Annotated in this window: 13 protein-coding genes; 9 read left to right on the forward strand and 4 right to left on the reverse strand. The window is 74.0% G+C overall.

Translation table 11 applies throughout. The features are described from left to right. Positions 1-112: 112 nt before the first annotated feature. Positions 113-1,012 carry a 2-hydroxy-3-oxopropionate reductase gene (locus ACFW3D_RS21225; protein WP_500505812.1) on the reverse strand — a complete coding sequence of 300 codons (900 nt, stop codon included), beginning with the start codon at positions 1,010-1,012 and terminating at the stop codon, positions 113-115. 15 nt (positions 1,013-1,027) lie between these two features. Next, positions 1,028-1,858, reverse strand: coding sequence for a TIM barrel protein (locus ACFW3D_RS21230; protein WP_500505813.1), 831 nt, complete (start codon positions 1,856-1,858; stop codon positions 1,028-1,030). Between the two features lie 118 nt (positions 1,859-1,976). Between ACFW3D_RS21230 and ACFW3D_RS21235 the strand changes: the two genes are divergently transcribed. The 8 genes from ACFW3D_RS21235 to ACFW3D_RS21270 all read left to right on the forward strand — a co-directional run bounded on the left by ACFW3D_RS21235 (position 1,977) and on the right by ACFW3D_RS21270 (position 8,980). Beyond that, positions 1,977-2,228: a hypothetical protein gene (locus ACFW3D_RS21235; protein ID WP_500505814.1), complete on the forward strand. Its 252-nt coding sequence runs from the start codon at positions 1,977-1,979 to the stop codon at positions 2,226-2,228. Then, entirely contained in the window at positions 2,225-2,605 is a 381-nt protein-coding gene (locus tag ACFW3D_RS21240; protein ID WP_500505815.1) for a helix-turn-helix domain-containing protein, read from the forward strand. Before ACFW3D_RS21235 ends, ACFW3D_RS21240 begins: the two co-directional genes overlap by 4 nt. 320 nt (positions 2,606-2,925) lie before the next feature. Beyond that, positions 2,926-3,438 carry a 2-oxo-4-hydroxy-4-carboxy-5-ureidoimidazoline decarboxylase gene (gene uraD, locus ACFW3D_RS21245; protein WP_500505816.1) on the forward strand — a complete coding sequence of 171 codons (513 nt, stop codon included), beginning with the start codon at positions 2,926-2,928 and terminating at the stop codon, positions 3,436-3,438. Further along, entirely contained in the window at positions 3,435-3,827 is a 393-nt protein-coding gene (gene uraH / locus ACFW3D_RS21250) for a hydroxyisourate hydrolase (RefSeq protein ID WP_500505817.1), read from the forward strand. The genes uraD and uraH overlap by 4 nt, the downstream gene beginning before the upstream one ends. Positions 3,828-3,834: 7 nt before the next feature. Next, positions 3,835-4,722: a factor-independent urate hydroxylase gene (pucL, locus tag ACFW3D_RS21255; protein WP_500505819.1), complete on the forward strand. Its 888-nt coding sequence runs from the start codon at positions 3,835-3,837 to the stop codon at positions 4,720-4,722. An 11-nt stretch (positions 4,723-4,733) separates the two neighbouring features. Further along, positions 4,734-6,119 carry an 8-oxoguanine deaminase gene (locus tag ACFW3D_RS21260; protein WP_500505820.1) on the forward strand — a complete coding sequence of 462 codons (1,386 nt, stop codon included), beginning with the start codon at positions 4,734-4,736 and terminating at the stop codon, positions 6,117-6,119. A gap of 276 nt (positions 6,120-6,395) precedes the next feature. Next, positions 6,396-7,838, forward strand: a complete 1,443-nt coding sequence (locus ACFW3D_RS21265) for a hypothetical protein (RefSeq protein ID WP_500505821.1) — start codon at positions 6,396-6,398, stop codon at positions 7,836-7,838. Continuing rightward, positions 7,835-8,980: an ARPP-2 domain-containing protein gene (locus ACFW3D_RS21270; protein WP_500505822.1), complete on the forward strand. Its 1,146-nt coding sequence runs from the start codon at positions 7,835-7,837 to the stop codon at positions 8,978-8,980. Before ACFW3D_RS21265 ends, ACFW3D_RS21270 begins: the two co-directional genes overlap by 4 nt. 3 nt (positions 8,981-8,983) lie before the next feature. Here ACFW3D_RS21270 and ACFW3D_RS21275 read toward each other — a convergent pair whose 3' ends face one another. Further along, complete coding sequence (locus ACFW3D_RS21275; protein WP_500505823.1) at positions 8,984-9,973, reverse strand: hypothetical protein; 990 nt, start codon at positions 9,971-9,973, stop codon at positions 8,984-8,986. A 298-nt stretch (positions 9,974-10,271) separates the two neighbouring features. Here ACFW3D_RS21275 and ACFW3D_RS21280 point away from each other — a divergent pair, with 298 nt between their 5' ends. Continuing rightward, positions 10,272-11,363, forward strand: a complete 1,092-nt coding sequence (locus ACFW3D_RS21280; RefSeq protein ID WP_500505824.1) for a LacI family DNA-binding transcriptional regulator — start codon at positions 10,272-10,274, stop codon at positions 11,361-11,363. Between the two features lie 15 nt (positions 11,364-11,378). Here ACFW3D_RS21280 and ACFW3D_RS21285 read toward each other — a convergent pair whose 3' ends face one another. Continuing rightward, positions 11,379-12,470, reverse strand: a complete 1,092-nt coding sequence (locus tag ACFW3D_RS21285) for a PP2C family protein-serine/threonine phosphatase (RefSeq protein WP_500505825.1) — start codon at positions 12,468-12,470, stop codon at positions 11,379-11,381. Positions 12,471-12,597 lie beyond the last annotated feature (127 nt).

The raw sequence follows: 12,597 nt of genomic DNA on the forward strand, positions 1-12,597 counted from the left end.
TAGACTACCCCTCAGAAGCTCTCGGCGGCGCGGACGTTCGTGGTTCCGGGCGGCGGCGCCCCATCGGGCGCGACAGGACAGGTCGGGGCGCCGCCGCCCGGAAGTCGGGGGGTCAGCCGGTGACCGGCCGGCCGGACAGCCGCTCCACACCGCGCAGCAGGGCGGAGTGGTCCAGGCCGCCGTCGCCCTGCGCCCGCAGCGAGGCGACGAGGTTCGCCACCACCGAGCCGACGGGCAGGGCCGCGCCGACGTTGCGGGCGGCGTCGGTGACGATGCCCATGTCCTTGTGGTGCAGGTCGATGCGGAAGCCCGGGGCGTACTCGCGCTCGAGGAAGTTGCGCTTCTTGCGGGTCAGCACCGTGGATCCGGCGAGGCCGCCGTTCAGCACCTCCAGGGCTGCGGCGAGGTCGACCCCGGACTTCTCCAGGAAGACCACGGCCTCGGCGCACGCCTGGATGTTCACCGCGACGATCAGCTGGTTGGCCGCCTTGACGGTCTGCCCGGCGCCGTGCGGACCGCACAGGACGACGGTCCTGCCGAGGGCGTCGAACAGGGGCCGCGCCTCGTCGAAGTCGGCCTGCTCGCCGCCCACCATGATCGAGAGCACCGCCTCGACGGCGCCCGCCTCGCCTCCCGAGACGGGTGCGTCCAGGACCCGGATGTCCCGGGCGGCGGCCGCCTTGGCGAGGTCGACCGAGGTCTGCGGGGTGATCGACGACATGTCGATCAGGAGCGCGCCCGGCCGGGCGTTGGCCAGGATGCCGTCCTCGCCGTAGGCGACGGCCTCCACCTGGGGGGAGGCCGGGACCATGGTGACGATGACGTCGGCGTCCTTCACGGCCTCCGCGATCGAGGCCGCGGGGGTGCCGCCGGCCGCGGCCAGGCGGTCGAGCTTGTCCTGCTCCAGCGTGTGGCCCGTGACGGAGTACCCGGCCTTGATCAGGTTCTCCGACATGGGGGAGCCCATGATGCCGAGGCCGATCCACGCGACCGTGGGAAGTGTGGTGGTCATGATGTCCTCTCCGGATTACTTGTCGGCGCCGGCGAGCCAGTCGAAGGAGGCGGCGCTGCCCTGCGGGCCCGGCTTGTACTCCAGGCCGACCCAGCCGTCGTACCCCGCCTCGCGCAGCCGGCCCAGGAGGGCGGCCAGCGGCAGGGAGCCCGTACCGGGCGCGCCCCGGCCGGGGTTGTCGGCGATCTGGACGTGGCCGGTGCGGTCCGCGTAGGCGTCGATCACGGCGGGCAGGTCCTCGCCGTTCATCGACAGGTGGTAGAGGTCGAGCAGGAACCTGGCGTTGCCCAGACCGGTCTCGGCGTTGACCTTGTCGACCACCTCGACCGCGGCGGCCGCGCTCACCAGCGGATAGCGCGGCGACTCCGGCTTGTTGAGGGTCTCGACCAGCAGCACCGCGCCGACCCGGTCGGCCGCGTGCGCGGCACGGACCAGGTTCTCCAGGGCGAGTTCGTCCTGCGCCTCGGGGCTCACGCCGTCCACCCGGTTGCCGTACAGGGCGTTGAGCGCAGTGCAGCCCACCGAGCGGGCGAAGTCGGCGGCGACGTCGATGTTGGCGCGGAAGCGCGCGGACTCCTCGCCCGGCACGGACAGGGCGCCGCGGTCGGGGCCGGGGAGTTCGCCCGCGTAGAAGTTCAGCCCCACCAGTTGGGTGCCGGCCTCCTGCAGCGCGTCGCGCAGGGCGTCGAGTTCGGACTGCGGAGGGGTCGGCATCCGGGTCCACGGCCACCACAGCTCGACCGCGCAGAAGCCGGCCGCGGCGGCGGCCGCGGGGCGCTCCAGGAGCGGGAGTTCGGTGAAGAGGATCGAGAGGTTCACATCGCAGCGCGTGGAGTCGAAGCCCATCACATGCGCCCTTCCGTAATACGGAAACTTATTTCTACTTAACGGAAGACTCTCGGAGGCGGACGGCGGCTGTCAAGAGGGATGTCCCGGAAAGCCCCTGACCAGCTAGGTTGAGGACGTGCGCCTGAGACTCGAATTCACCACCGAGCCCTTCGACCTGGACGAGCCCCCGCGGCACGCCGTGGTGGGCCGCGAGGTCCTGGAGACGGCCGGGCTGGACGCGGTCGACGTCGGGCCCTTCGGCAACTCGGCCGAGGGCGGTACGGAGCAGGTGGTCACCGTGGTCGGCGATCTGCTGCGGCGCACCCTGGAGGCCGGCGCGACCCGGGTGTCGCTGCAGGTCAACGTCCTCGCGGAGGAGGACCGGTGAACGGGCCGGTCGAGCACCCGTTCAGTGCGGCGATCAAGCCGCTCGCCGACGCCATGGGTGCCGAACTGGTGCCCCCGGGCGAGGCGCGCGGTGACGACGTCGTGCTCAGCTGGGAGGGGGCGGAGGTCGTCGCCGTACGGCTGCCGCACCTCGCGGACTCGCTCGACCACATCCTGGCCGACCTCGAGCGCCGGCACGGCAGGGCGCTGTCGGAGCTGGGGCGCAAGGAGAAGCAGACGGTCGTCCGCATCCTGGAGGAGCGCGGCGCCTTCTCCGTGCGGCACGGCGTGGAGACGGTCGCCTCGGCGCTCGGCGTGAGCCGCTTCACCGTCTACAACTACCTCAACAGGGAGAACGCGGCGAAGGAAGACCGCTAGGGCGGACCGGCGCGCATTCCTTCCTGTCCCGCGGCTCGCGCCGGGAGGTGCCCTTGTGTGCCGCACTCCCCGAGCCTTCGGCCGGGAGAGCTGCCGAATCGCCGGGGCGGTCCACCGCGAGGACGGCTCCCCGCCTTTCGGTACGCCGCATCGAGGGCCGTGCGGAGCCGGGGGAAACGCGCCGGGCGTCCGCCGGGCGGCAGGCATGAACGTGGCGACGGGCCCCGGAGCCCGGCCCGGGGCGTCCGTCCGGGCGTCATGGAGCGCAACTTTTCAACAAACTGTTGACGTCGTGGGGCGGGCACTCTTAGCGTGCCGTTGTGACTTCCAGCCCATTCCCGGGCCTGGCCCGGTTCAACGCCGCCGGCGGACCGGAGGCGGTGGCGCTGCTGCACGAGGTCTGCGCGAGCCGCTCCTGGGGTGCCGCCGTCACGGCGGCCCGCCCGTACGACACCCTCGACGCACTCCTCACCGCCTCCGACGCCGCGACGTCCGGCCTCACCGCGGACGACCTGGACGAGGCGATGGCAGGCCACCCGCCGATCGGCCGCCCCCGGCCCGGCGACCCGGTCTCCGCCCGCGAACAGGGCGGGGTACGCGACTCCCAGCGCGAGGAACTGCTCGCACTGAACCTCGCCTACCAGGAGCGGCACGGCCACGTCTTCCTCATCTGCGCCACCGGCAGGACCGGCGACCAGATGCTGGCCGCGCTCAAGGAACGCATCGGCAACGACCCCGCCACCGAGCGCGAGATCGTCCGCAGCGAACTGGGGAGGATCAACCGCGTCCGGCTCACCCGGCTCGCCGGGACCGCGAAGGAGGACCCCTCATGACCTCCGTGTCCACGCACGTCCTGGACACCAGCGCCGGCCGCCCCGCTCGGGGCGTGGCCGTCACCATGGAGGTGCGCGCCGGGAGCGGGGCTCCCTGGGCGCCGCACGGCGCCTCGGAGACCGACGCCGACGGCCGCTGCAAGGACCTGCCCGACCCGCCCGACGGCACGACCCACGTACGGCTGGAGTTCGCCACCGAGCCCTACCTCACCCGTCAGAGCACCGACCACCGCAGTCGAGCCGAGGACCAGCAGGACGCCCCCCGCACCAGGGACAGCGGAGCCTTCTTCCCGGAGGTGGCGATCGCCTTCGCCGTCGAGCCGGGCGAGCACTACCACGTACCGCTGCTGCTCAACCCGTTCGGCTACTCCGTATACCGAGGGAGCTAGCACCGACATGTCGCCCACCCGACTCGGCCAGAACCAGTACGGCAAGGCGGAGACCCGCGTCGTCCACGTCACCCGCGACGGCGCGACCCACCACGTCAAGGACCTCAACGTCTCCGTCGCCCTCTCCGGCGCCATGGACGACGTCCACTACTCCGGCAGCAACGCCGCCGTGCTGCCCACCGACACCACCAAGAACACCGTCTTCGCCTTCGCCAAGCAGCACGGCGTCGGCTCCGCGGAGCAGTTCGGCATCCACCTCGCCCGGCACTTCGTCACGAGCCAGGGGTCCATCGAGCGGGCCAGGATCCGGATCGAGCAGTACGACTGGCAGCGGATCACCGAAGGGCACTCCTTCCTCCGCGGCGGCCGGGAGACCCGCACCACCGAGGTCGCCTTTGACGGCGAGCGGTGGCAGGTCGTCTCCGGCCTGAAGGACCTCGTGGTCATGAACACCACCGACTCCGAGTTCTGGGGCTTCGTCAAGGACCGCTACACCACGCTCCCCGAGACCCGCGACCGCGTCCTGGCCACCGAGGTCAGCGCCCGCTGGCGATTCCACTGGACCCGCGACGAGGATCCCGCCCCGCAGTGGGAGGAGTCCTGGGCCGAGGTCCGCCGCCATCTGCTCGACGCCTTCGCCGGCACCTACTCGCTCTCCCTGCAGCAGACGCTGTACGCCATGGGCGACCGGATCGTCGAGCACCGCCCCGAGGTCGACGAGGTGCGGCTCTCGCTCCCCAACAAGCACCACTTCCTCGTCGACCTGGAGCCGTTCGGCCTCAAGAACGACACCCCCGACAGCGCGGTGTACTTCGCCGCCGACCGCCCCTACGGACTCATCGAGGGCACCGTCCTGCGCGAGGGTGCCGAGCCCCGCATCCCGGTGACGGACTGAGAGGCCCCGCCATGACAGCCCCAGCAGAGCGCACCGTCATCGAGAACTGCGCCGTCGCCACCGTCGACGCGGACGACACCGAGTACCCGGCCGGCCACGTCGTCGTCGCCGGCAACCGCATCGAGTCCGTCGGCCCGGGCCCCGCCCCCGCCGGGCTGGAGGGCGTCGTACGGAGGGTGGACGGCACCGGCCACCTGCTCACCCCCGGCCTGGTCAACACCCACCACCACTTCTACCAGTGGATCACCCGGGGCCTGGCCACCGACCACAACCTCTTCGACTGGCTCGTCGCCCTCTACCCCACCTGGGCCCGCATCGACGAGCGGATGACCCACGCGGCCGCACAGGGCTCGCTGGCGATGATGGCCCGCGGCGGGGTCACCACCGCCATGGACCACCACTACGTCTTCCCCCGCGGCGCCGGGGACCTGTCCGGCGCCGTCATCCGGGCCGCAGCCGGCATGGGCGTGCGCTTCACCCTCGCCCGCGGCTCGATGGACCGCGGCGAGTCCGACGGCGGACTGCCCCCGGACTTCGCCGTCGAGTCCCTCGACGACGCCCTCGCCGCCACCGAGGAGACGATCGACAAGCACCACGACGCCTCCCCCGGCGCCATGACGCAGATCGCCGTCGCCCCCTGCTCGCCGTTCTCGGTCTCCACCGAACTGCTGCGCCAGGGCGCCCTGCTGGCCCGGCGCAAGGGTGTGCGCCTGCACACCCACGGCAGCGAGACCGTGGAGGAGGAGCAGTTCTGCAAGGAACTGTTCGGCATGGGGCCCACGGACTACTTCGAGTCCACCGGCTGGCTCGGCGAGGACGTGTGGATGGCGCACTGCGTCCACATGGCCGACTCCGACATCGCCGCCTTCGCCCGCACACGGACCGGCGTCGCCCACTGCCCGTCCTCCAACGCCCGCCTGGCCGCCGGCATCGCCCGCGTCCCCGACATGCTCGCGGCCGGCGTCCCGGTCGGCCTCGGCGTGGACGGCACCGCGTCCAACGAATCGGGCGAGCTGCACACCGAGTTGCGCAACGCGCTGCTCATCAACCGCCTCGGCGCGCACCGCGAGGCCGCGCTGACGGCCCGTCAGGCCCTGCGGCTGGGCACGTACGGCGGCGCCCGGGTGCTCGGCCGGGCCGCGGAGATCGGTTCCCTGGAACCCGGAAAGCTCGCCGACCTCGTCCTGTGGCGGATGGACACCCTCGCCCACGCCTCGATCGCCGACCCGGTCGCCGCGCTCGTCCTGGGCGCGGCGGCCCCCGTCACCCTCTCCCTGGTGAACGGCCGCCCGGTGGTGGAGGAGGGCCGCCTCGTCACCGTGGACGAGGACGCGATCGCACGAGCCACCCGCGACGAGGCCGTGCGGCTCGCGCGGATCGCGGGCCTGGCGGGCTGACCCGCCGCGGTCATCCGCTGACCCCGGCCGGGGGAGGGACGGCCCCCCGGCCGGTGCCGGGTCCCGCCCCGCCCGGGGCGGGACCCGGCGTTCGCCGCACCCGTCGCGGGGCGGGGCGAGGGGGAATCCGATGGAGCGCCTCGCACCGGCTCTGTTACGGTCGCCGTGCCGGCCGCGGGACTACGGTGCGACTTCCGGAACCTGCCTCTGAAGCAATGATTCGCTGCTCGTGCCCCCATTCCCCGGCCGGCGTCCACGACAGGGGGAGCCGACGCCATGAGCGAGCGGGGGGCGGCGGTCGCCGCCGAGGACGTGCTGCTGTTCGTCAACGCGGCGATCACCGCGACCGGTCAGCGCGAGTTCCGTTCCGGTGCGGCGGAGCAGCGGCTGTCGCTGGACTTCCTCCACGCGTACATGCTGGGCAACTACCGCGACCTGTACGCCGGGGCCCTCGCCCTCGACATCAACGACCACAACGCGGCACTGATCATCCGCCGGCTGCTGGAGACCGCCGCCGAGGCCGGCGCGGAACAGCGCCGCACCGAGGGCCGGCTCATCGCCGGCCGGCTGGCCCTGCTGCCGCCGCAGCGGGTGTACGGGCTCTTCGGCGCCCTGCGCCGGTCCGGGGTGAACAACCGGCGGACCCGCGCGATCATCCGCGACTGGCTCGCCGCACGCCCGGACCAGGCATTCGACGCCGTGAAGTACCGCAGCGGGTTCAAGCAGGCACTGCGGCACGCCCACATCGCCCCCACGGGGGAGGAACTGGGCACCTTCGTGTTCCGGCCGCTCAGCCGGGGCCGGTACGACACACCGCTCCTGGAGGCCTGGCGCCGCGCGCACTTCGCGCAGGACGCGCTGTACGAACTGCCCTACACCGTCGCCGAGGGCTTCGCCGCCAAGCACGGCGTGCCGCGCGAGGTGTTCCTGGAGCGCATCGCCCAGCGCATGACGCGCCTGGAGACCCTGCGGCTCCAGGAGTCCGCCCGGCGGCACGAGGCGGGCGCGGTGCCGGCCGCGCTCGACCGCATGCCGCTGACCCGGCTCGCCTCCTACGTCCTGTCCCTGCCCGTCGAGGAACGCCTGCACCGGCGCCGGGAACTGACCGCCGCCCTGGACGCGGCCGCCGCACGGGTGGCCGGAGCGCACCGGGGAAGCTGGGGCCGGGTCACCGCCGTCCTCGACGACAGCTTCTCCGCCTCGGGTTCGGGCACCAAGCGCCACCGGCCGCTGGCCGTCGCCCTGGCCTGCCACCACCTGCTCGCGGCCCTCGCCGGCGAGTACACCGGGCTGTGGACGTCCGGGCGCACCGACGCCCTGCTCGCCCGCCCGTACGGGGCGACGCCGCTGGGCCGGCGGATCCTCGACGCGCTGGAGACCGATCCGTCCCGGCTCGTCGTCGTCTCCGACGGCTGGGACAACGCGCCCCCGGGTCTGGCGGGCGAGGTGCTCCGCGTGTGGCGGGCCCGTATCGACCCCGGCCGCCGCACCGAGGTCGTGCACCTCAACCCCGTCTACGACGCCGACGACTTCGACGTGCGCCGGCTGTCCCCGGCCGTGGCCACCGCGGGCATCCGCGACGCCGAGGACCTGCCCGCGCTCGTCGAACTCGCCCAGTTCGCCGAGGGCCGGACCGGCCCGGCCGAACTGGCCGCCTACCTCGACGCCCGCGCGCGGCGACTGCTCGACCGGACCCACCGGGGGGAGCACACCCGATGACCGCACTCGACCTCACCGGCCTGGACACCCGCCCCTCCCAGGTATGGGGCGCCGTGCGCCTGGTCCCGCTGGTGCGCGAACAGCCCGTCGAGGACCTGCGGCTGCACCCGAGGATCCTCACCGGCGGGCCGTCCGCCGTCCAGGCCGGCCCGCGGCACGCGTACGTCTCGTACATCCCGCACGCCTTCGTCGCCACCTGGACCGGTGACGGAACCCCGGCCGCCGCCTACGGGACGCAGCTGGCCGCGGGCGCGGACGACGCGCGCCCCGCGACGGGCGCACTGCGCATGCACCGCCGGATGGCCCGGCGCGAGGCCAAGGACAGACTGCGCTTCCTCCCCCTGCACCTGGCGCTGGAGGGCTATCTGGCCCTGCACTTCGGCGGCCCCTCGGTCGCCTGGGAGGAATGGTCGCAGCGCGCGCTGCGCCGGGGCCTGTCCCCGCGCGCGGAAGAGGCGTACACGGGGGCCCAGGTGCGCGGACTCGCCGACGCGCTGCGGGTCTTCGAGATCCACCCCGGCCAGTGCGGCGTCCTGCTCTACGTCGCCGACGCCCTGGCCGCGGCCTTCGTCGTGCCGCACCCCGACGACTACCGCGCGCTGCACCCGACCCTCGTACAGGACCTCTACGGCGAACTCGTCCACCACTACGCCACGCTGATGCCGCCCGTCCAGGAGTTCCGCGCCCGCATCCCCGGCACGGGCATCGGCTCGCTGGCGGAGCTGCGCGCCGCGGCGGACGGACAGGAGCGGACCTGGGCGCGGTTCCACGACACGACCATGGCCGCCGCGCTCCTGGAGCAGCCCCGCACCTGGCGGAAGGTGTACCGGATGGGCCCCTTCACCCTCTCCCGGTTCCTGCCGGAGTTCCGCCCCGGGCGGGAGAACCACATCGGCGAGGCCGTCACGGACGGGCGCGGCCGGACCGTCTACCTCAAGACCTTCCGGCTCTCGGAGAACCAGTCGCGCCGCGGCCACCTGCTCGACCGCCTCGCCGCCCACGACTGGCACCTGGCCCGCACCGCGGCGGCCCTCGGCGTCGACGAGGCGCAACTGGGCCTGCGTCTGGAGTCCGCGGGCTTCGGCTCACTGCTGCGCCAGGACGTCCTCGACGCCCACCGGGCGCGGACCCGCACCGGCTGATCCTCACCGGTGGCCCGGGCCGCGCCCCTGGGAGCGGCCCTGGGCCTCGCGCCGGACCGCGCCGCCGCGGGCGACGGTGTAGAGGTCGGTCGGCACCGGCCAGCCCTTCTGCCCCGCGTTGTCGCCGTTGAGCCGGCGCGCCCACTTGCTGTAGTCGGTCTCCAGTCCGTTCCCGGTGATGCGGATGCCGGGCGGCACCATCCGGGCGGCGCCCGAGGCCGGTTCGGCCACCGTGTGCCGCAGGGTGACGAACAGGGCCTGGTTGGCGGGATGGTCGGGTCCCGCCTCCAGGTGCCGGGCGACGACCTCCCGGCGTACCGGCAGCCAGAGCCGCAGCGCGGCCCGGGCCGACCGGGGGAGCGCGAACTCCTGCCGGGTCGCGGCGGTCCGGCCGGGCAGGTTCACGGTGAGCCGGATGCGGGACTCCTGCGCCGACAGGTCGGTGACGTCGGCGGCGACCAGGCCCTCGCGGGGCACCGCCGTCGCCCACAGCACCTCCAGCGCGGCCAGCAGCCGCAGCCGGTACGGCTCGCGGCGCGGCTCCACGGGAGTGCTCAGCGCCCGGCGCAGCACGATGTGCCCGGTGAAGTCCAGGGGCTCCTTGGTGTGCTTGGACCAGGGGCGCATCCCCCGGGCCTGCCATCCGAACGCGCGGCGCCCGGCGGCCCGGTTGAGGTCGGCGATGCCGTCCATGATGTCGCGCTGGCTGGCAGCGGTCAGCTGCCGGCCTACCTGCCCCGCCCGGGTGCGGTAGAGGCCCGCCGCGATGCGGCCGAGCACGGTGTCCGGCTGCCCGGGGTGGCCCAGCACGGCGTCGTCGAACAGGTCGTCCAGGCTGCGCAGCGCCCGCGGCGGAAGGTCGGCGGCCGCGCGCTCCAGCACCGCGGTGGCCTTCCGCAGCCGTTCCTCCCGGGAGCGCGAGGTGGCGATGCCCGGGTCGGCGAGGGCGCGTTCCAGGGCGGCGCGGAGCTGGCGGAGGGCGGGGGCGTTCACGGCAGCAGGGTAGGCGCAGGCGCTGACAGCAGGGGTGAAGAGAGTAATGCGAGGGTCGAGATGTCTTGGCGGGCCACCGCGTCGCGCCCGTGCGTCGCGCCCCTGTGCCGCATTCGCGCGGTCCTCGCACGTCCCCGCACGTCTCCGTACGTCCCCGTACGTCCCCGCGCCGGGACCGTTGCCGTGGGCGGAGCGTCCCCGGTAGAAACCTGTGGATCACCGCGGTGCGCGCAGTGCGTACAGTGCGTGGCAGCAGCGGCTCACGACACCGCCCGCCCGGAGCACCAAGGGGAACACCGTGCGACTCCACGTCGACCAGCGCCACGAACGGGTAATGGAGTTGGTCCGTCAACGGGGCACCCTGCGCGTGTCCGACCTCGCCGACGAACTGGGCGTGTCGACCGTGACCGTGCGCCGGGACGTGGAGACCCTGGCCGAGCAGGGCCGGCTGCGGCGGGCCCACGGCTCCGTGCTGTGGCCCGGCGCCGGGGCGGCGGCCGAGCCCGCTCGCACGGGGGCGCGGGACGCCGAGGGGCTCGTGGTCGGCATGGTGGTGCCCACCCTGGACTACTCGTTCGGCGACATCGTGCAGGGCGCCCGGGAGGCCCTGGAGGCCCGCGGGGGACGGCTGGTTCTGGGCCTGTCCGGTTACGTGGCCGAGGGCGACGAGGAGCAGGCCGGCCGGCTGGTCGCCTCCGGGGTGGACGGCCTGCTGCTGACCCCGGGCTGGACGCCCGCACCCGGGGGCGGGGCCCGGATCGCCGAGCGCGCGGTGCCCCTCGTGCTGGTGGAGCGGCTGGCACCGCCCGGGAGTCAGGCCGCGGAGCTGGACCGGGTGCGGACGGACTCGGCGCAGGGGGCGGTCATGGCGGTACGGCACCTGGCCGCGCTGGGGCACGGTTCGGTCGCGCTGGTGCTCCAGGAGACGGCGCACGCCGGGCAGTTGCGCTCGGGGTACGCGGCGGCGGTGGAGGCGCTGGGGCTGGCTCCGGCCCCCGGGTCGCCGTACACCGCGCCGGCTGACCTGCCGGAGGCCGAGCGGGTGGACGTGACGGTGCGGCACGTGCGGGCGCTGGTGGAGGAGCACGGGGTGCACGCGGTGCTGATGCACGGCGACGAACTGGCGGTGATGGTGCTCTCCCGGCTGAAGGCCCTGGGGCTGCGGGTCCCGGAGGACCTGGCGGTCGTGGTCCACGACGACCAGGTGGCCGGGCTGGCGGATCCGCCGCTGACGGCGGTCGCGGCGCCCAAGCGTGCGGTGGGAGAGGCGGCCGTGGCCCTGCTGCTGGAGCGCGTCGGGGCGGGCGGGGGCTCCTCGCCGCGCCGGCATGTGGATCTGCTGCCCTCGCTGCGGGTGCGTGCCTCCTGCGGGGCGGCGTACGGGGCCTGACGGGGCTGACGGGGCTCAGAAGTGGCAGACCGCCAGCAGTGCCATGTCGTCGCTGCGGGGGCCGCCGGTGTGCGCGTGGACGTCGTCCAGGAGGGCGTCGAGGAGTTCGGCGGGGCCGTTGAACGGCACCGCGTCCAGCCGGGTGACGGGGTCGTAGAAGGTGCCGTCGGCGTCGCGTGCCTCGGTGACACCGTCGGTGTGCATGAGCAGGGTCGCGCCGGGCGGGAAGGGGATCGTGTCGACCCGGTCGGTGACGTCGCCGAGGCCCATCCCGAGGGGCAGGGCGTTGCCCGCCGGTTCGGCGTAGCGCACGGTGCCCCGGTGCAGCAGCAGCGGGGGCGGGTGGCCGCGGTTGACCAGGCGCAGCTCGGTGTCGTCGGGCGGGAACTCGGCGAGGACGGCGGTGACGAACCATTCAAGGCGGTCCATGCCCTCGCGGCGTTCGGCCTCGCGCCACAGTGCGCGGTCCATGCGGGTGGCGACCCCGGCGAGGGTGGGTTCCTCGTCGGCGGCCATACGGAACGCGCCGAGCACCACGGTGGCCGCCTCCACGGCCGCCATGCCCTTGCCGCGTACGTCGCCCATGATGCAGCGCAGCCCGTAGGGCGTGTCCTGGACGGCGTAGAGGTCGCCGCCGATCTCGGCCTCCGCCTCGGCGGTCTCGTAGCGGGCGGCGATGCGGTACGGGCCGACGCGGCGCGGTGGTACGGGCAGTACGGCGCGCTGCACGGCGGCGGCGACGCTGCGCGCGGAGCGCAGCCGTACGTCGCGGACGTGGAGCAGGCGGTTGATGAAGACGGCCACGACGGCGACGGCGGTGATCGACAGCAGTTCGCTGATGCCGCCGGGGCCGCCGAGGTAGCCGAAGTGGCTGAGGATGCCGGCGTCGGCGGCGATGGCGCCCAGTCCGACCAGCACGGTGCCGGGCAGGGACATCAGGGGGGCCGCGAGCATGGGGGCGACGGAGTAGAAGGCGGTGGCGCTGAACTGTGCGGGGGTCAGGTAGTCGACCAGGAATCCGCCGACGAGCAGCACGACGGGGAGCAGCCGGACGTACCGCAGTACGTCGCGTCCTTCGTCGGTGAGGCCCTCGCCCCCACTCGCCACGCGTGTGCTCCTGCCGTCGCTGTCGGGCCGCCGGGCTGGATCCCAGGGTCCCCGTGGTCCCGTCGCCGGGCCAGCGGTGGCGGTCCCCGCGGGTGAACGGGGGGCCGGCCGCGGGGCTCCGGGTAGC

The organism is Streptomyces sp. NPDC058864, from assembly GCF_042742985.1.
Taxonomy (GTDB): Bacteria; Actinomycetota; Actinomycetes; order Streptomycetales; family Streptomycetaceae; genus Actinacidiphila.

Excerpts from the sequence above, each read along its gene's own strand:
- ACFW3D_RS21225 (WP_500505812.1), bottom strand. The coding sequence starts at position 1,012 with ATGACCACCACACTTCCCACGGTCGCGTGGATCGGCCTCGGCATCATG.
- ACFW3D_RS21230 (WP_500505813.1), bottom strand. The coding sequence starts at position 1,858 with ATGGGCTTCGACTCCACGCGCTGCGATGTGAACCTCTCGATCCTCTTC.
- uraH (WP_500505817.1), top strand. The coding sequence starts at position 3,435 with ATGACCTCCGTGTCCACGCACGTCCTGGACACCAGCGCCGGCCGCCCC.
- pucL (WP_500505819.1), top strand. The coding sequence starts at position 3,835 with ATGTCGCCCACCCGACTCGGCCAGAACCAGTACGGCAAGGCGGAGACC.
- ACFW3D_RS21260 (WP_500505820.1), top strand. The coding sequence starts at position 4,734 with ATGACAGCCCCAGCAGAGCGCACCGTCATCGAGAACTGCGCCGTCGCC.
- ACFW3D_RS21265 (WP_500505821.1), top strand. The coding sequence starts at position 6,396 with ATGAGCGAGCGGGGGGCGGCGGTCGCCGCCGAGGACGTGCTGCTGTTC.
- ACFW3D_RS21270 (WP_500505822.1), top strand. The coding sequence starts at position 7,835 with ATGACCGCACTCGACCTCACCGGCCTGGACACCCGCCCCTCCCAGGTA.